The organism is Thermus brockianus (assembly GCF_001880325.1).
Taxonomy (GTDB): Bacteria; Deinococcota; Deinococci; order Deinococcales; family Thermaceae; genus Thermus; species Thermus brockianus.
In genome coordinates this window covers 1,302,004-1,319,501 of the sequence record NZ_CP016312.1, presented here as the reverse complement: position 1 = coordinate 1,319,501, position 17,498 = coordinate 1,302,004, and the positions used below count along the sequence as shown (strand labels likewise).

Genomic DNA, 17,498 nt, shown 5'->3' with positions numbered 1-17,498 from the left:
CTCACGCCTCCTTTACGAACACCCGTCGGATCTTCAGCTTGAAGCCGTCGCCCTCTGCGATGGCCAAAAGCCGCCTGCGGGAGTCTACCAGGGTCACGTAGCCCAGGGCGGGAATGGGAAGGGGCACCCCTTCCAAGACCCGCCTGGCCTCGGTGTGGGAAAGCTCCACCACGGGAAAGGGCAGGACATCCACCTCGGGGATGGCCTTTTCCGGGGAAAGCTCCGAAAGCCGCACCGCCCGCTCCAGGCCCACCTTGCCGATGCGGGTGCGCACGAGCCCCGAAAGGAAGGCCTTGGTCCTGAGCTTTTCCCCTAGGTCCCGGGCGAAGGCCCGCACGTAGGTGCCCGGGCCCACCACCAGGCGGATGACCGCGGTGGGGTAGTCCCCGAGGGGCTTGGGGAGCTCCACCTTGCGCCCGCCCTTTTCCGCAAGCCGCCACCCCTTGGCCGAAGGGGCGATGGGGTGGGGAATGGGCTTTGGGTCAAAGGCGAGGAGCTCCAGCTCCACGTAGCGCACCGGCCTTGGGCCGAGCTCCAGGGGTTTCCCCTCCCGGGCCGCCTCGTAGGCCCGCTTGCCCCCCACCTTGATGGCGGAGTAGAGGGGCGGCACCTGCTCCCTCAGGGCCAAGAAGGAGGGGAGGACGCTTTCCAGGTCCTTGCGGTCAAACCGCACCGGGGCCTCCTCGCTCACGGGGCCTTCCGCATCCAAGGTGGGCGTGGTGGCCCCAAAGGACACCCAGGCGATGTACTCCTTGTCCTCCCCGGAGAGGAAGGGCACCAGTTTGGTGCTCTCCTCGGAAACGAGGAGCAAAAGCCCCGTGGCCAAGGGGTCCAGGGTGCCGGTGTGCCCCACCCGGCGGGTGCCGAGGCGCTTTCTCGCCTCCTCCACCGCATCGTGCGAGGTGAGGTGGAGGGGCTTGTCCACCGCGTAGAGGGCCATGCCTAGGGGATTGTATCACCGGAAGGGGGCGGGAAGAATGGACGTATGGATCTAGCCGAGCGCTACCCCTCCTTGCGCTTCGCCTGGCCCAGGCCGGGGGTCCTGGAGATCTCCTTCCAGGGGGAGAAGCTCAACGCCATGGACCCCCCCCTCCACCGGGCCCTCTCCCAGGTGTGGCGGGACCTCGAGGCCCTCCCCCACCTCCGCGCCGTCCTCCTCAGGGGGGAAGGGGGCGTCTTCTCCGCCGGGGGCTCCTTTGCCCTCATAGAGGAGATGCGCGCTTCCCGCAAGGCCCTGATGCGGGTCTTGGAGGAGGCGAGGGACCTGGTCCTGGGGCCCCTCAACTTCCCCAGGCCCGTGGTGGCGGCGGTGGAGAAGGTGGCGGTGGGGGCGGGGCTCGCCCTGGCCCTTTCGGCGGACATCGCCGTGGTGGGCAAGAAGGCCCGCCTGCTGGACGGCCACCTCCGCCTTGGGGTGGCGGCGGGGGACCATGCGGTGCTCCTCTGGCCCCTTTTGGTGGGCCTGGCCAAGGCCAAGTACCACCTCTTCCTCCACGAGCCCCTCACCGGGGAGGAGGCGGAAAGGCTTGGCCTCGTGGCCCTGGCGGTGGAGGACGAGGCGGTCTACGGGCGGGCCCTGGAGGTGGCGGAGCGCCTGGCCAAGGGGCCCAAGGAAGCCTTGGGCCACACCAAGCGCGCTCTCAACCACTGGCTTCGCACCTTCCTCCCCCACTTTGAGCTCTCCCTGGCCTTGGAGTTTTTGGGCTTTTCCGGCGAGGAGCTGGAGGAGGGTCTCAGGGCCCTTAAGGAGAAGCGGGAACCCCAGTTCCCATGATGCGGTTACAGGTCTTTCTCGCCCGGGCCGGGGTGGCGAGCCGCCGGAAGGCGGAGGCCCTGATCCAGCAAGGCCTCGTCCGGGTGAACGGGGAGGTGGCCCGGCTGGGGCAGAAGGTGGGGCCCCAGGACCTCGTGGAGGTGGCGGGCCAGCGGGTGGCCCTGCCCGAGCGGGTGGTCCTCGCCCTCCACAAGCCCAAGGGCTACACCACCACCCGCTTTGATCCCCATGCGGCAAAGACCGTGTACGAGCTCCTGCCGGACATCCCCGGCCTCCACCCCGTGGGCCGCCTGGACCGGGACTCCGAGGGGCTTCTCCTCTTGACCAACGACGGCGAACTCACCTTCCGCCTCACCCATCCCCGCTACAGGGTGGTGAAGGTTTACCGGGTCTGGACCGAAAGGGGCACCTTGCCGGAGGCCGTCTGCCGGAGGCTCCTAAAGGGGGTCCTTTTGGAGGACGGCCCCGCCCAGGCCCTCGCCTGCCGCCCCGCTCCCGGCGGCGCCCTCCTCACCCTAGGGGAAGGGCGGAAACGGGAGGTGCGCAGGATGCTCAAGGCCGTGGGGTACCCGGTGCGGCGGCTTTTAAGGGTGCAGGTGGGGCCCATCCGGCTCGGGGACCTGCCCCCGGGAAGGTGGCGGAGGCTTTCCCCGGAGGAGGAGAAGGCCCTGTTGCGCCAGGTGGGGCTAGAATAAGGGGCATGTTTGCGCCGGGGAACGGACCCGTGCAGATCAGCGCCGAGGCCATAGAGCGGCGGGTCAAGGAGCTAGGGGCCCAGATCGCCCAGGACTACCAGGGGAAGACCCCCCACCTCATCTGCGTGCTCAACGGGGCCTTCATCTTCATGGCCGACCTGGTGCGGGCCATTCCCCTCCCCCTCACCCTGGACTTCATCTCCATCAGCTCCTACGGCAACGCCTACCGCTCTAGCGGGGAGGTGGAGCTCATCAAGGACCTGAGGCTGCCCATTCACGGCCGGGATGTCATCGTGGTGGAGGACATCGTGGACACGGGGCTTACCCTTTCCTATCTCCTGGACTACCTCGAGGCCCGCAAGCCCAACTCCGTCCGCGTGGCCGCCCTCCTCTCCAAGCCCTCCCGCCGCCAGGTGGAGGTCCCCATCCACTACCTGGGCTTTGAGATTGAGGACGCCTACGTCTACGGCTACGGCCTGGATAGGGCCCAGTTTGACCGGAACCTGCCCTTCATCACGTCCATCCGCCCGGAGGAGGAATGAGGTACCTGGACCTCATCACCGCCCTTTTCGCCACGGTGCTCCTCGTCTCCAACGTGGCCTCCACCAAGCTCGTGGTCCTGGGTCCCTTCACCTTTGACGGGGGGACACTGCTCTTCCCCTTGGCCTACATCTTCGGGGACGTCCTCACGGAGGTCTACGGCTACCGCAAAAGCCGGCGGGTTATCTGGATCGGGTTCTTCGCCCTGGTCCTCGCCACCCTCACCTTCCAAGGGGTGGCCGCCCTCCCCACCCCAGAGGATGGGGAAAGCCGCCGGTATGGCGAGGCCTTTGGCCTCCTCCTCGGCCTCACCCCCAGGATCGTCCTGGGAAGCCTCCTCGCCTATTTCGCCGGGGAGTTCGCCAACGCCTACGTCCTGGCCAGGCTCAAGGTGCGCACGGAGGGGCGCTTCTTTTGGCTAAGGGCCCTGAGCTCCACCCTGGTGGGCCAAGGGCTGGACACGGGGCTCTTCCTCCTCGTGGCCTTCTACGGCGTCCTCCCCAACGAGGTGCTCCTCACCGTCTTCCTCTCCAACTACGCCTTCAAGGTGGGGGTGGAGGCCCTGATGCTTCCGGTCACCTACGGCGTGGTGGGCTTCCTCAAGCGGGCCGAGGGGCTGGACGCTTACGATAGGGACACGGACTTCAACCCCTTCCGTCTGGCATGAACCCGCTTTGGCAACACCCCATGGGCGTGGGCACCTGGGCCTGGGGGGACCGGCTTTTCTGGGGCTACGGCAAGGCCTATGGGGAGGCCGAGCTTAGGGAGGCCTTCCGGGAAAGCCTCCGGGCGGGCCTTCGCCTTTTTGACACCGCCGAGTTCTACGGGTTCGGCCTTTCGGAAAGGCTCTTGGGCCGCTTCATGGCCGAGACGGGGGAAAGGCCCTTTCTCGTCACCAAGTTCTTCCCCTACCCCTGGCGCCTTTCAAGGAAAAGCCTCCTCAAGGCGCTTAAGGGGAGCTTGGAGCGGCTTGGGGTGGAAGCGGTGGACCTCTACCTCCTCCACTGGCCCTGGCCCCCCGTGCCCCTCAGGGTTTGGGCCGAGGCCCTGGCGGAGGCCCACGAGCGGGGCCTCGCCCGGGGGGTAGGGGTGGCCAACTGCTCCGTAGCCCAGCTGGAGGCGGTGAAGGGGGTCTTGGAGCGCCACCGGGTGCCCCTTTGGGCCAACCAGGTGGAGCTAAACCTCCTCCAACGGGACTGGGAGGCCCACCTGCCCGCCCTCCGGCGGGAGGGCATCGCCCTCATGGCCTATAGCCCCCTGGCCATGGGCTGGCTTACGGGCAAGCTGGACCCCGACCATCCCCCAAAGGGCTACCGGGGGAGCAAGTACCGCCCCTTCCTGGACTGGGTGCGCCGCCTTCTTCCCGTGCTCCAGGGGCTTGCCGAGGCCAAGGGCACAAGCCCCGCCGCCATCGCCCTCCGCTACCTGATGGAGAAAGGGGCCCTCCCCATCCCCGGGGCCAAAAACGCCCACCAGGCCCAGCAAAACGCCATGGCCTTAAGGATCTCCCTCACCCCGGAAGAGATGGCCCTTTTGGAGGGGGCATCGTAAGCTTAAGGGGATGCCGGGGATCGCCATCATCGGGGCGCAGTGGGGGGACGAGGGCAAGGGCAAGGTGGTGGACGCCTTGGCCCAGGAGGCGGACTACGTGGTCCGCTACCAGGGCGGGGCCAACGCCGGGCACACCGTGGTGGCGGAGGGCCGGGTCTTCAAGCTCAACCTCCTGCCCTCGGGGGTCATCCACCCCCATGCGGTGAACGTCCTGGGGGACGGGATGGTCATAGACCCCTTCCGCTTCCAGGAAGAGCTGGAAGGCCTGCGGAAAGAGGGGTTTGACCCCAAGGTCCTGGTCTCGGAAAGGGCCCACCTGGTCCTACCCCACCACAAGTACGTGGAAAGCCGCCACAACTTCGTGGGCACCACGGGCCGGGGCATCGGCCCCGCCTACTCCGACCGGGCCAGGCGGGTGGGGATCCGGGCGGGAGACCTTCTGGACGAGGAGGTCCTGAGGGAAAGGGTGCGCCGCCTCCTCTACGAGAAGCCCAACTCCACGAGGGAGGCAGGCTGGGACACGGAGGAGAAGGCCCTGGCCGACCTGCGCCGCATGCGGGAGATCCTCAAGCCCTACATCGCCGACACCGGGGCCCTTCTCCGGGAGGCTTGGCGCAAGGGCAAGCGCCTCCTCTTTGAAGGGGCCCAGGCCACCCTCTTGGACCTGAACTACGGCACCTACCCCTACGTGACGAGCTCCCACCCCACGGTGGGGGGTATCCTGGTGGGCACCGGGCTTCCCCACAAGGCCATCACCAAGGTCTACGGGGTGGCCAAGGCCTACGCCACCCGGGTGGGGGAAGGCCCCTTTCCCACCGAGATCCACGGGGCGCTGGCCCACCACCTGCGGGAGAAGGGCGGGGAGTACGGCACCACCACGGGCAGGCCCCGCCGGGTGGGCTGGCTGGACCTGGTGGCCCTGAGGTACGCCTGCGAGGTGAACGGCTTTGACGGCCTGGCCCTCACCAAGCTGGACGTGCTCTCCGGCTTGGAGCGGGTGAAGGTGGCGGTGGAGTACCTGGATGGGGCCCGCCCCGGGGAGGCGAGGCCCGAGGCGGTGCGCTACCTGGAGCTTCCGGGCTGGGGGGAGCTTTCGGGGGTAAAGGGCCGGGAGGACCTCCCGGGAAGCCTCCTCCGCTACCTGGAGCTCATTGAGGAGCACACGGGGGTGCCCGTGGTCCTCTTCTCCACGAGCCCCCGCCGGGAGGACACCTTCGGGGCGGTGAGCTGGGTCTAGGCCTTGAGGAAGGCCACGTACCGCTCCAGGAGGAGGTAGGCCTCGCCGCTCGCCAGGACCTCCTGGGCCCGGCGCACGCCCGCCTCGAGGCTAGCCACCGCCCCCGCCGCATAGAGCCCCGCCCCCGCCGCCAGGGCCACCGCCTGGGCGGCGGGGCCTTTCTCCTCCCCTTTCAGGAGGCGCCGGGCCCGCTCGGCGTTCTCCTGGGGGGTGCCCCCCTTGAGGGCCTCGAGGGGGGCCCGCTCCAGGCCCACCGCCTCCGGGGTGAGGGTGTAAACCCCCTTCCCCACCTCCGCCACCCGGTTCTCCCCGAGGACGAGCTCGTCCGCCCCCTCCCCGTGGACCACAAGCCCCCTGGCCCCAAGCCGCTCCAGGGCCTCGGCCATGGGGGAAAGCCACCTTTCGCTATAGACCCCGAGGACGTAGGCGTCCGCCCCGGCGGGGTTGGTGAGGGGGCCCAAAAGGTTGAAGACGGTGCGGATGCCAAGCTCCGCCCGCACCGGGGCCACGTGGCGCATGGCGGGGTGGAAGACCCGGGCGAAGAGGAAGCCGAAGCCCAAGGCCTCTATGGCCTCCCCCACCCTTTCGGGCGGGGCCTCCAGGTCCACCCCCAAGGCTTCCAGGAGGTCGGCGCTGCCCGCTTGGGAGCTCGCCGCCCGGTTCCCGTGCTTGGCCACCGCCACCCCCCCCGCCGCCGCCACCAGGGCGGCCAGGGTGGAGAGGTTTAGGAGCCCCTTATGGTCCCCCCCGGTGCCCACGATGTCCAAAAGGGGGCGCCTGTCCACCTGCAAGGGCCTCGCCGCCTCCCGCATGGCCCGGGCCATGGCGGCGATCTCGTGGGGCCTTTCCCCCCTTAGGGCCATGGCGGTGAGCACCCCCGCCGCCCGCACCGGGGAAACCTCCCCCCGCATCAGGGCCTGCATGAGGCGGTAAGCCTCCTCCTCCGCCAAAACCTCGCCCAAAAGCGCCTTCCGCACTACCTCCATGGGTCCTCCAAAAAGTTCTTGAGGATGAGTTTACCCGCCTCGGTGAGGTAGCTTTCCGGGTGGAACTGCACCCCGTGGGTGGGGTAGGCCCGGTGCCGGAAGCCCATCACCGTGCGCCCCCCCGCCTCCTCCACCCAGGCGTTCACCCTGAGCTCCTCCGGCACCTCCACCACCACCAGGGAGTGGTAGCGGGTGGCGGGGAAGGGGCTTGGGAGCCCCCGGAAGACCCCGGTGCCGTCGTGGTGGATCTCGCTCACCTTCCCGTGCATGAGCACGGGGGCCGGCACCACCTTCCCCCCGAAGGCCATGCCGATGGCCTGGTGGCCCAGGCAGACCCCGAGGATGGGGTAGCGGGGGGCGTAGCGGGCGATGAGGGGTAGGGAAAGCCCCGCCTCCAAGGGGGTACAGGGCCCGGGGCTAATCAGGATGCGGTCGGGGTCCAGGGCCTCCACGTCCTCGAGGGCGAACTGGTCGTTCCGCCAGACCACGGGGCTCGCCCCAAGCTCCCCCAGGTACTGCACCAGGTTGTAGGTGAAGCTATCGTAGTTGTCCACCACCAAGACCCGCATCTAAAGTCCCTCCTCCGCCATCTCCACCGCCTTGAGGAGCGCCTTGGCCTTGTTCAGGCACTCCTGGTACTCCCTTTCCGGCACGGAATCCGCCACGATCCCCGCCCCCGCCTGCACGTGCATCTGCCCGTGGGCGATGACGAAGGTGCGCAAGGTGAGGGCCACGTCCAGGGCCCCATCGTAGGCCAGATAGCCGAAGCTCCCCCCATAGGGCCCCCGGCGGTGGGGCTCCAGCTCCTCAATGATCTCCATGGCCCTGATCTTGGGGGCCCCGGAAACCGTGCCCATGGGGAGGACGCTGGCCAAGGCGTCCAAGGGGGTCTTCCCCTCCGCCAAGACCCCTTCCACCGTGGACACCAGGTGCATCACGTGGGAGTAGTACTCCACGTGCAAAGGCTCCACCACCCGCACGCTGCCGAAGGCCGCCACCCGGCCGATGTCGTTCCGGGAAAGGTCCAAGAGCATCACGTGCTCCGCCCGCTCCTTCTCGTCCCTTAGAAGCTCCTCCGCAAGCCTCCGGTCCTCCTCCTCGTCCTTCCCCCGGGGCCGGGTGCCGGCGATGGGCCGGGTCACCACCTTGCGCCCATCGGAGCGCAGGAGGCTTTCGGGGCTGGCGGAGACCAAAATGACCTCCCCCAGGTCCAGATAGCCCATGTAGGGGCTCGGGTTCACGCTCCTCAAGGCCCGGTAGAGGGCGAAGGGGTGGACGGTGAGGGGGGAGGAAAGCCTTAGGGAGAGGACCACCTGGAAGATATCCCCGGCCCGGATGTACTCCAGGGCCCGCCCCACCGCCTTGAGGTACGCCGCCTCCGCCATGTCCGCCTGGAACCGGGCCCGCCCCCCGGGCCTCTCCCCCGGCACCCCGGGCAAGGGCCCCTTGAGCCGCCGCTCGGCCCAGGCCAGGCGGGCCTCCGCCTCCTCGGGGTCCACCCCCGGGGCCACCAGGTGCAGGAGGTTTTTCAGGTGGTCAAAGACCGCCACCACCTCGGGCTCCACGAAGAGGAGGTCGGGTAGGCCCAAATCGTCGGGCTTCAGGGCGGGGAGGCGCTCGTAGTAGCGGATGAGGTCGTAAGCGGCGTACCCCACCACCCCCCGAAGAAGGGGGGAAGGTCCGGGTGGCGCTCCAGGGGGGCGTGCACCGCCTCGTAGAGGGTGCGCAAGGGGTCTTGGGTGGGCAGGGGGTTTCCGTTCACGGTAAAGACCCCTTCCTTCAGGCGGAAGGTGCGCCTCGCCCCTACCCCCACGATGGAGAAGCGGCTTTGCCGCCCCCGCTCCACGGACTCCAGGAGGAAGCTCACCGGGGCCTTCTCGGCAAGCTTGAGGTAGGCGGTCACGGGGGTCTCCAGGTCGGCGAGCAGGGTTTTGCGAAAGGGCCTTATGGTCTCCATCCCACCTCCTACAAAAAGCCCCCCGGGTATACCCCGGGGGAAAGACCGCCTCCGCCCCGGGGCCTAGCCGGGCCACCAGAGGGCGGAGGAAAGGGCCATGCCCCAAGGATAGCCCAAAGGCCCCCTTGGGGTCTAGGGGGCTAGAAGCGCTCGGCCACCGTCTTCATCTGGAGGAAGTGGAGGAGGTAGTCGGGCCCCCCGGCCTTGGTGTCCGTGCCCGAGAGGTTGAAGCCGCCAAAGGGCTGCACCCCCACCAGGGCCCCCGTGATCTTGCGGTTGAAGTAGAGGTTGCCCACGTGGAACTCCCGCCTGGCCCATTCCAGGTGCTCGCGCTTGCGGGAATAGACCCCGCCCGTGAGGCCGTAGACGGTATCGTTCGCCACCTCCAGGGCCTCGGCGAAGTCCTTTACCCGGATCACGGAGAGCACCGGGCCGAAGATCTCCTCCTGGGCGATCCTCGCCTTGGGAGGCACCTCGGTGAAGACCGTGGGGGCGATGAAGTAGCCCTCCCCCTCCAGGCGCTTGCCCCCAAGGACGAGCCTGCCTTCCCCCTTGCCGATTTCAATGTAGGAGAGGATTTTCTCCTCCTGGGCCTTGGAGGCCACGGGGCCGAGGTCGGGGTTCTCCTCCGCCGGGCCCACCACCAACCGGCTCGCCCGCGCCAGAACCCGCTCCATGAGGGGCTCAAAGGCCTTCTCCGTGACGATGAGGCGGCTTGCCGCCGAGCACTTCTGCCCCTGGAAGCCGTAGGCGGAAACCAAGATGCCCTCCGTGGCCGCCTCCAGGTCGGCGGTCTCGTCCACGAGGATGGCGTCCTTGCCGCCGAGCTCCAGGAAGACCCGCTTGATCCACCGCTGCCCAGGGGCCAGCTTGGCCGCCGCCTCGTGGATCCAAAGCCCCACCTCGAGGCTCCCCGTAAAGTTGATGAACCGGGTCCTGGGGTGCTCCACCAGGTAGGCCCCCACCTCCTTCCCCTCCCCGGGCAGGAAGTTCACCACCCCGGGGGGGAAGCCCGCCTCGTGGAAGATTTCAAAGACCTTGGCGGCGATGACCACGGTGTCCTCGGCGGGCTTGGCCACCACGGTGTTCCCCACCACCACGGGCCCGGCGATCATCCCGGTGAAGATGGCGATGGGAAAGTTCCAGGGGGCGATGACCACCCCGGCCCCCAAGGGGATGTAGAAGCTCTCGTTGTCCTCCCCAGGGTAGGGCACCACCTCCACCGAGGGGTACTTGTACTTGAGGGCCTGGCGGGCGTAGTACTCCAGGAAGTCAATGGCCTCCGCCACCTCGGCGCTGGCCTCCACCCAGTTCTTGCCGATCTCGTAGACCAAGGTGGCCTCTAGCTCCCGCCTGCGCCTTTTCATGAGGGCGGCAGCCTTGAGGAGGAGGCGGCTCCGGTCCTCCTGGGGCCAGTCCTTCCAGGTGCGGAAGGCCCGCCAGGCGGCCTCGAGGGCGGCCTCCGCCTCCGCCCGCCCCGCCTTGGCCGTGCTCCCCACCACCTCCCTCGGGGCCGAGGGGTTTAGGGAGAGGATCTTCGCCGGGGTGTCCACCCAGGCCCCGTCTATGTAGAGGCCCCAGTGGCGGCCGAACTCGGCCCGGACCCGCCTTAGGGCCTCCTTCATCTCCCGCCTCGCTTCCTCGGACTGGAAGGTCTCTATGGGCTGGTTGCGAAAAGGTTCCACCGTCATGGCTTCCTCCCTTAGCCTCCCAAGAGGCTCCTTAGCACCAACAAGAGGTTCTCCGGCCTTTCGGCGATGCGCCGGCTTAGGTAGGGGTACCAGTCCTTCCCGTAGGGCACATAAGCCCGCACGGTGTAGCCCTCCTGGGCCAGGCGCCGCTGGGCTTCCGGACGCACCCCGTAGAGGAGCTGGAACTCAAAGGCGGTCTTGGGGATGCCGAAGGCCTCGGTGTAGCGCTTCACCTCGGCGATGAGCCGGGGGTCGTGGGTGGCGAAGGCCACGTAAAGCCCTTCCCTTAGGGCGAGCTTCCCCAGGTGCAGGTACTCGGCGTCAATGAGGCGCTTGTCCTGGAAGGCCACCTCCTTAGGCTCCCGGTAGGCCCCCTTGACGAGGCGCAGGTTGGGCCGGTAGGGGAGGAGGTCCAGGAGGTCCTTCTCCGTGCGGAAAAGGTAGCTTTGGAGCACAACCCCCACCCCGCTAAACCCCTCCTCCCTCAAGGCCTTGTAGAGGCGCAAGGTGGCCTCCACCCGGGGGGAGTCCTCCATGTCCAAGCGGACGAAGACCCCTTTGGGCTCCGCTTCCCGCAGGATGCCCCTCAAAAGCTCCAGGGCGAGGCCCTCCGAAAGGTCCAGGCCGAGCTGCGTGGGCTTGACGGAGACGTACTTGGGCCAGGGCTTTTCGGCAAGGGCCCGGACCAGGACCAGAATCCCCTCCTGGAAGGCCCGGGCCTCCTCCTCCGAGCGCACCATCTCGCCCAAGAGGTCCAGGATGGCGTGGACCCCTTGGGCCTCGAGGGCCTCCGCCGCCCTCAGCGCCTCCTCCAGGGTCTCCCCCGCCACATACCGGCGCACCAGGCTCCTCGCCCGCCCCTTGATGAGGGCCTCCACCCGGGGGTTTCCCGCCACGGAGAGCACCGCCTGCCGATAGACGAGGTCCAGGTTCATACCCCTCCTTTCCGAAGCTTCGCCACCACCAGGTCGCGGAAGCGGTACACGTGGGCCTCCACCGCCCGCTTGGCCCTTTCCGGATCCCGGGCGCGGAGGGCTTCCACGATGGCCCAGTGTTCCCGCCTTGTGGCCTCGTCCTGGGAAAGGGTGGGGAGGGCGCTCCGGGCCAGGGCTAGCGTGGCCAGGAGGTCCTCGTAAAGGCGGTAAAGGGTACGGTTTCCGGAAAGGCGCACCAAGGCCCGGTGGAACTCCAAATCCCGGCGCATCTGCCCGGGGTAGTCCTCTTGGGGCGCCTCGTCAATGGCCCTAAGGCGGACCTCCAGTTCGGCAACCTCCCAAGGCGTGGCCCGTAGCGCCGCCTCCCGCGCCGCCTCCCCTTCCAAAAGGGCCCGCACCCCATAGACCTCCTCCACCTCCTCCGGGGTGAAGGCCTTGACCCTCGCCCCCTTACCCGGAACGAGCTCCACAAGCCCTTCCTCGGCCAGGCGCATCAGGGCCTCCCGCACCGGGGTGCGGGACACCCCGAGCTCCTGGGCCAAAAGGGGCTCGGAAAGCCTTTCCCCAGGGGCAAAGCGCCCGGAGAGGAGGAGGTCTTTGAGGTGGCCGTAGACCGCCTCGCGCACCTGGTTGGGTCGGCGGAAGCCCACAGTGTGCATCCTGTATACAGGGTAACGGTAAACCCCAACCAAAGCAAGGGCAGGGAAACCCCTGCCCTTGCCCAAAACCCGAAGGGTCAGCGCACCCGGGCCTCTATGGCGAACCCACTTACCTCGGTTACCTCCAAGGGGAGGAGGCGTAGCCCCTCCAAGAGGGCAGCGAGCTCATCCACGGGTCCTTGGAAGACCACCTCGGCCTCGAGGACACCGTTGGCGAAGCTCTTCCGCTCCGCCGAGATCACACCCTTCTGGGAAGAAAGCTCCCTTAAAAGCACGGAAGCATCCGTGAAGCTCTTCAGGCCGGTTACGGTAAGCCGCACCACAGGATTAGTCCCCGCAGCAGCAAAATCCTGCTTGCGGAGCGCTTGTCCCACTTCCTTACCCAAGTTGCGCAAGGCGGCAAAGGCCGCTTCCCGCTCCGAGGTGCCCGTCCCCGTTTGGGAGGGACTCCAGCTACCCACCACTTGGCCTGTGCTGGCCATCACCAGCCGAACATCCCCCGTAGCCTTGTAAGTGTAGAAAGTGGCCACGTTGGTGCGGGAAGCCAGGACCCGGGAAGTGAAGACACGACTCACCACCAAGGCATCAGCCTTGAAGTTCGTGGCCAGGGTAATAGCCGCCAAAGCATCTCCTTGCACCAGGCGGGTGAGGAGCTGCCGGTCCGCCACCTTTTGCACCTGCGCAGCATCCAACACCCGAAACCCCGCCCGGAGAAGCTCCTCCCGCAAGGCCGCCTCGTAAAGGCCTGCCTCCTCGTCCCACCAATACTCCCCTTGGCTCACGAGAATAAGGGTCTTAGGCCCCTGGCCTAGAGCCACCTCCAGAACCGCAAAAAACAAGAGTAAGAGCAAGCCCTTAAGGCTGCTGGTAAGGCTTACCATCCGGAGCATATTTGAAGTAACTCCTGGGAGTGCGGTTAATAATCTCCTTGACAGCGTTGGAGACCATCACCGCTAACGCTTTGCCCATGGGGGTCTTCTCGTACTGCTTAAGCCCACCCCCAAAGGCAGCGCCTGGGACCAAGACACCTAGCACCCCCCCATAATCCACATCCGTAGCCTCACCCTCCACACGGAAAGCGGAAACTATAGCCCCGCTTTGAGCGTCCACAATGCGCATATCCACGGCTACGTAGGAACGCTTTTGACCTGCACCGAAGGCCCCCAGGAGACCCCCCAAAATCCCTCCGCCACCCCCACGGGTACCGCCCGCATCCGGCTCAAAAGCGGTAATAGAGCCCACTACCAACAGCTCAGCGCCTTGAAGGTTCAGGGGTTTGCCTCCTAGGTACGCCTCTTGCTGGATTTGGGCCAGAACGGAACGGTCATAGACGATGAAGTGGTTGGTGTTGATCAGGGCGGTCATCAAGAGCTCCGAGATACCTGCCCCTGCGCCTGAAGGGCACTGGGCAGAGGCGCAGATAAAGTTGGCCACCACCGCCTTAGCCCGAGGCCCCGTGTAGTTGGCGTAGGGATTTTCCCCCTCCAAGCCCGAGGAGGCCCTGGTGGTCACACTAGGAGCACACGCCGTCAGGGCTGCCAAGAGAACCGTACCAAGCAGGGCAAAACCTCTTCTCATAGGGTTCACCTCGCTTCCTAGGCACCTAGACGATCTCCAAGTGCCCTTCTCAAGGTTAAGTGTCCAAAATAGGCAGAGTCAAGTGCAAATGCACTTCGTTTACAGAGAAAGAGGAGAAACCTAGCGCCTGCTCCCCCAAGACCTAAACCAAGCCTTTAACCCGCTTCCCCTCCGCTTCCACCATGGCCCAAAGCGGGCCTCGTAACTCCGCGCCGCCTCCTCGGGGGAAAGCTCCGCCCCGAGCTCCTGGGCCAGGAAGTAGCGGTGGTCCATGATCCAGAGGTAAAGGTCCGCCTCGGTACGCCCGGGGAACTCCGCCAGAAGCCCAAGCTTCCGGATAGCCTCTAGGGTGGGCTTATAGAGGTTCTGGTACCAGTCCACCACCGCTTCTTCCCAGGAGACCTCCCGACCCTCCTCGAGGCCCTTGAAGTACCGCCGGGTGGCGATGTGGTCCAGGAGGATATCGTAGCGGCCCAGGGTAGAAAAGAGAATGTCTTCCGCCTCAGGCACCAGCTCCTTGAGCCGGGTCTTCTCCAGGAAGTGGGCGTACTCCGCCTTGAGGATCAGGTCCTTCAGGGTGTCCTTGGCCTCCACGGGCACGGGGACGTCTAGGGCGATCACGTAGGCGTCTATGTACTTCTGCCCCGTGGCCTTGGCCAGGGCCACCCGGTGGTTGCCATCCTTGACGAAGTAGGCCTCCCCCACCTGGTAGACCTCTATGGGGGGAAACTCGTGCCCCTCCAGCTGCAAGGCCCTAAGCCGCTTCCACCGCTCCAGGGTATGGGGGGTCCTGGGCAGGAAGCGGCGGTCAAAGTCCTCGTAGCGGTCCACCGAGCCCACCACCTTGTCCACCTCAATGGCCTTTAGGCCCAGGTGGTGCTCCCCCTTGGGCCTCAGGGCCAGGGCCTGGTGGAAGGGCAATAGCTCCGAAGGCTCCCCCCTAAAGCGGTCCAGGAGCTCCAGAAGCCTAGCCCGGCGCTCTAAGCGCTCCGCCTCGGTTTCCGCCTGCAGGTAGCCCCGCATGGAACCGCTACCACCCCCTCCCTCAGGGTAGCCCCTTTGGGTCAGAAGAAGGTGAAAAAAAGCCCAAGGCCTGGACAAAGGCGAAACCCAAGGGGTTAGATAGGGGCATGAGCCTTTCCTTGCGTGCCAGGGTGCAAAGCGAGCTGGAGCGGCTAAAGCGCGAGGGGCTTTACATCCGCCCCAAGGTCCTCGAGGCCCCCCAGGAGCCCGTGACCCGGGTGGAGGGGAAAGAGGTGGTCAACCTGGCCTCCAACAACTACCTGGGCTTCGCCAACCACCCCTACCTCAAGGAAAAGGCCAAGCAGTACCTGGAGCGATGGGGAGCGGGAAGCGGGGCGGTGCGCACCATCGCCGGCACCTTCACCTACCACGTGGAACTGGAAGAGGCCCTCGCCCGCTTCAAGGGGACGGAAAGCGCCTTGGTCCTCCAGTCCGGCTTCACCGCCAACCAGGGGGTCCTAGGGGCTTTGCTCCAGGAAGGGGACCTGGTCTTCTCCGACGAGCTCAACCACGCCTCCATCATTGATGGCCTACGCCTCACCAAGGCCACCCGCCTCGTCTACCGCCACGCCAACGTGGACCACCTGGAGGAACTCCTAAAGACCCACGACACCGAGGGCCTCAAGCTCATCGTCACCGACGGGGTCTTCTCCATGGACGGGGACATCGCTCCCCTAGACCGCATCGTGCCCCTGGCCAAGAAGTACGGGGCGGTGGTCTACGTGGACGACGCCCACGGCTCCGGGGTCCTGGGGGAGAAGGGCAAGGGCACCGTGCACCACTTCGGCTTCCACCAGGACCCCGACGTGGTCCAGGTGGCCACCCTCTCCAAGGCCTGGGCCGTGGTGGGGGGGTACGCCGCCGGTGCCTTGGAACTCAAGGAACTCCTCATCAACAAGGCCAGGCCCTTCCTCTTCTCCACGAGCCACCCCCCGGCGGTGGTGGGGGCCCTCCTCGGGGCCTTGGAGCTCATTGAGAAGGAGCCCGAGCGGGTGGAAAGGCTTTGGGCGAACACCCATTACTTCAAAGCGGAGCTCGCCCGGCTGGGCTACGACACCCTGGGAAGCCAGACCCCCATCACCCCCGTGCTCTTCGGGGAGGCTCCCCTGGCCTTTGAGGCAAGCCGCCTCCTCCTGGAGGAAGGGGTCTTCGCCGTGGGCATCGGCTTCCCCACGGTGCCCCGGGGAAAGGCCAGGATCCGCAACATCGTCACCGCCGCCCACACCCGGGAGATGCTGGACAAGGCCCTCGAGGCCTACGCCAAGGTGGGGCGGAAGCTCGGGGTCATTCGCTAGGCCATGGCCTCTCCCCGCACCCTGGGCCAGGTGCCCACCCCGAAGGCCCTGGTGGACTTCATGGTGGGCCTGGCCGAAGCCCCCCTAGGGGGGAAGGTTTTGGAGCCCGCCTGCGCCCATGCTCCCTTTCTCAGGGCCTTCCGGGAGGCCCACGGCACGGGCTACCGCTTCTATGGGGTGGAGATTGACCCAAGTGCCCTGGACCTTCCCCCTTGGGCGGAAGGTTTCGTGGCTGATTTCCTCCTTTGGGAAGCCGAGGGGGGCTTTGACCTTATCCTGGGAAACCCCCCTTACGGCGCCCTGGGGGCAGGCGCGCGCCTTGCCCCAGAACTCCGTCGCCTCTACCGGAAGCGCTTCGCCACGTGGCGGGGGCGGTACAACCTCTATGGGGCTTTCCTCGAACAGGGCGTGCGCCTCCTCAAGGAGGGTGGAAGCCTGGTTTACGTGGTGCCGGCAGGGTGGCTGGTCCTGGAAGAGTTTCAAAAGCTTCGCCGCTTCCTAGCCGAGGAGGGCGCCTTGGAGGTCTTCTACCTGGGACGGGCCTTCCCCGGACTCAAGGTGCGGGCCACGGTCCTCCGCTTCCGCAAGGGGGGAAGGGGCTTTGCGCTTTACGACGCCGAAGGCCTCACCGCGGGGAAACCGCCTGCCCTTCTCCTCGAAGACCCCTTCTGGCACGGGGAGATGGTGCGCTTCCCCCACCCCGAGGCCCTGGCCCTGGAAAAGGAAGGCCTGCCTTTGGGAAGGCTCTTCCACCTCCACTTTGCCGCCCGAAGCCCAGAGATCAAGGCCCACCCCTTAACCCGCCTCGAGCCGGGGCCCGGGCTGGTGCCCGTCCTCACCGGACGGAACCTCCTGCCTGGGAGGGTGGACTACGAAACCCCCCATTCCGGCCTCTACTTCCCCAGGGAAGCCGCCCCTCTCCTCAAGCCCTTCTACGCCTTTCCCCACCTGGTGGTGGGCCACACCCGCCACTACCGGGTGGTGGCGGCCTTGGACGAGCGGGCCTATCCCTGGCGGGAGGAGTTCCACCTGGTGCCCAAAGAGGGGGTAAGGGTGGACCTGGATGGCCTCGTGGACTACCTGAATGGCCCCGAGGTCCAAGCCTACTACCGGGGGCTTTACCGGGAGGTGGTCCCCCACCTCACCCGGCCCATGCTGGAGAGGCTCCCCGTGCCGCCCCACCTCCTCTAGCGCCCCGTGAAATACACCCGAAGCATGAGCCCCACGGCGAAAAGGAGCCCCAGGGCCACGAAGACCTCGGGCCGCTTGGGGGGGTCCTTGAGGCTTCGGTGGAACCACCCCCCGGGCTCGAGGCCCCCCAGGTAGTGGAGCCCCGCCGCCAGCAGGAGGCCATAGAGGAGGTGAAGCCCCTCCTTGGGCCTCAAGCCGAGGAGGAAAAGGCCAAAGCCCAGGACCACCTGGAGGATGGCCACCCAGGCCACCCCCCGGAGCGCCGCATAAAAGCGGGAAGGCAGGGGGCGGAAAAACCCCAGTAGCCCCACCAGGGCCAAGGCGGGCACCGCCACCAGCAAAAGGAGGCCCAAAAGGGCGTGGAGGAAGACCCAGACCGGCATGGC

At 67.0% G+C, this 17,498-nt stretch carries 19 protein-coding genes and 1 pseudogene; 8 read left to right on the top strand and 12 right to left on the bottom strand.

Annotated features, from left to right (window positions below; translation table 11 throughout):
- Position 1: 1 nt before the first annotated feature.
- Complete coding sequence (truB, locus tag A0O31_RS07005) at positions 2-940, bottom strand: tRNA pseudouridine(55) synthase TruB (RefSeq protein ID WP_071677249.1); 939 nt, start codon at positions 938-940, stop codon at positions 2-4.
- 45 nt (positions 941-985) lie between these two features.
- Here truB and A0O31_RS07000 point away from each other — a divergent pair, with 45 nt between their 5' ends.
- From A0O31_RS07000 to A0O31_RS06975, 6 genes are read left to right on the top strand one after another with little or no spacing between them, the layout of a single operon-like run.
- Positions 986-1,774: an enoyl-CoA hydratase/isomerase family protein gene (locus A0O31_RS07000; RefSeq protein WP_071677248.1), complete on the top strand. Its 789-nt coding sequence runs from the start codon at positions 986-988 to the stop codon at positions 1,772-1,774.
- Positions 1,774-2,469 carry a pseudouridine synthase gene (locus A0O31_RS06995; RefSeq protein ID WP_071677247.1) on the top strand — a complete coding sequence of 232 codons (696 nt, stop codon included), beginning with the start codon at positions 1,774-1,776 and terminating at the stop codon, positions 2,467-2,469. The genes A0O31_RS07000 and A0O31_RS06995 overlap by 1 nt, the downstream gene beginning before the upstream one ends.
- A gap of 5 nt (positions 2,470-2,474) precedes the next feature.
- Positions 2,475-3,011: a hypoxanthine phosphoribosyltransferase gene (gene hpt, locus A0O31_RS06990; protein WP_071677246.1), complete on the top strand. Its 537-nt coding sequence runs from the start codon at positions 2,475-2,477 to the stop codon at positions 3,009-3,011.
- Positions 3,008-3,676: a queuosine precursor transporter gene (locus A0O31_RS06985; RefSeq protein WP_071677245.1), complete on the top strand. Its 669-nt coding sequence runs from the start codon at positions 3,008-3,010 to the stop codon at positions 3,674-3,676. The genes hpt and A0O31_RS06985 overlap by 4 nt, the downstream gene beginning before the upstream one ends.
- Positions 3,673-4,560, top strand: coding sequence for an aldo/keto reductase (locus A0O31_RS06980; RefSeq protein ID WP_071677244.1), 888 nt, complete (start codon positions 3,673-3,675; stop codon positions 4,558-4,560). Before A0O31_RS06985 ends, A0O31_RS06980 begins: the two co-directional genes overlap by 4 nt.
- 10 nt (positions 4,561-4,570) lie before the next feature.
- Positions 4,571-5,797, top strand: a complete 1,227-nt coding sequence (locus A0O31_RS06975) for an adenylosuccinate synthase (protein WP_071677243.1) — start codon at positions 4,571-4,573, stop codon at positions 5,795-5,797.
- On the opposite strand, the gene trpD is transcribed toward A0O31_RS06975, so the two are convergent.
- From trpD to A0O31_RS06930, 10 genes and pseudogenes are all read right to left on the bottom strand, one after another.
- Entirely contained in the window at positions 5,794-6,783 is a 990-nt protein-coding gene (trpD, locus tag A0O31_RS06970; RefSeq protein WP_071677242.1) for an anthranilate phosphoribosyltransferase, read from the bottom strand. The two genes, A0O31_RS06975 and trpD, sit on opposite strands and share 4 nt — an antisense overlap.
- Positions 6,774-7,352 (bottom strand): anthranilate synthase component II, encoded by a 579-nt coding sequence (locus tag A0O31_RS06965; RefSeq protein WP_071677241.1) that lies wholly within the window; start codon positions 7,350-7,352, stop codon positions 6,774-6,776. The genes trpD and A0O31_RS06965 overlap by 10 nt, the downstream gene beginning before the upstream one ends.
- Positions 7,353-8,168: an anthranilate synthase component I family protein gene (locus A0O31_RS13115; RefSeq protein WP_237259040.1), complete on the bottom strand. Its 816-nt coding sequence runs from the start codon at positions 8,166-8,168 to the stop codon at positions 7,353-7,355.
- 186 nt (positions 8,169-8,354) lie between these two features.
- Positions 8,355-8,740 (bottom strand): annotated as a pseudogene (locus tag A0O31_RS13110) (anthranilate synthase component I); the annotation flags it as partial.
- 140 nt (positions 8,741-8,880) lie between these two features.
- On the bottom strand, positions 8,881-10,431 hold the full coding sequence (gene pruA / locus A0O31_RS06955; RefSeq protein ID WP_071677240.1) for an L-glutamate gamma-semialdehyde dehydrogenase: 1,551 nt from the start codon (positions 10,429-10,431) through the stop codon (positions 8,881-8,883).
- An 11-nt stretch (positions 10,432-10,442) separates the two neighbouring features.
- Complete coding sequence (locus A0O31_RS06950; protein ID WP_071677239.1) at positions 10,443-11,366, bottom strand: proline dehydrogenase; 924 nt, start codon at positions 11,364-11,366, stop codon at positions 10,443-10,445.
- On the bottom strand, positions 11,363-12,025 hold the full coding sequence (locus A0O31_RS06945; RefSeq protein ID WP_071677238.1) for a GntR family transcriptional regulator: 663 nt from the start codon (positions 12,023-12,025) through the stop codon (positions 11,363-11,365). The genes A0O31_RS06950 and A0O31_RS06945 overlap by 4 nt, the downstream gene beginning before the upstream one ends.
- 77 nt (positions 12,026-12,102) lie before the next feature.
- A complete protein-coding gene (locus A0O31_RS06940; RefSeq protein ID WP_237258977.1) occupies positions 12,103-12,876 on the bottom strand; it encodes a hypothetical protein in 774 nt (257 codons plus the stop codon).
- 4 nt (positions 12,877-12,880) lie between these two features.
- On the bottom strand, positions 12,881-13,603 hold the full coding sequence (locus tag A0O31_RS06935; RefSeq protein ID WP_071677236.1) for a CsgG/HfaB family protein: 723 nt from the start codon (positions 13,601-13,603) through the stop codon (positions 12,881-12,883).
- A gap of 120 nt (positions 13,604-13,723) precedes the next feature.
- Positions 13,724-14,626 (bottom strand): DUF4032 domain-containing protein, encoded by a 903-nt coding sequence (locus A0O31_RS06930; protein ID WP_071677941.1) that lies wholly within the window; start codon positions 14,624-14,626, stop codon positions 13,724-13,726.
- A 107-nt stretch (positions 14,627-14,733) separates the two neighbouring features.
- On the opposite strand from A0O31_RS06930, the gene A0O31_RS06925 reads away from it, so the two are divergent.
- Both A0O31_RS06925 and A0O31_RS06920 read left to right on the top strand, forming a co-directional pair.
- Positions 14,734-15,921, top strand: coding sequence for a glycine C-acetyltransferase (locus A0O31_RS06925; RefSeq protein WP_071677235.1), 1,188 nt, complete (start codon positions 14,734-14,736; stop codon positions 15,919-15,921).
- Between the two features lie 3 nt (positions 15,922-15,924).
- Positions 15,925-17,112 carry an N-6 DNA methylase family protein gene (locus A0O31_RS06920; RefSeq protein ID WP_071677234.1) on the top strand — a complete coding sequence of 396 codons (1,188 nt, stop codon included), beginning with the start codon at positions 15,925-15,927 and terminating at the stop codon, positions 17,110-17,112.
- Here A0O31_RS06920 and A0O31_RS06915 read toward each other — a convergent pair.
- The gene (locus tag A0O31_RS06915; RefSeq protein ID WP_071677233.1) at positions 17,109-17,495 is read right to left on the bottom strand and encodes a hypothetical protein; all 387 of its coding nucleotides are present in this window, start codon (positions 17,493-17,495) and stop codon (positions 17,109-17,111) included. The two genes, A0O31_RS06920 and A0O31_RS06915, sit on opposite strands and share 4 nt — an antisense overlap.
- Positions 17,496-17,498 lie beyond the last annotated feature (3 nt).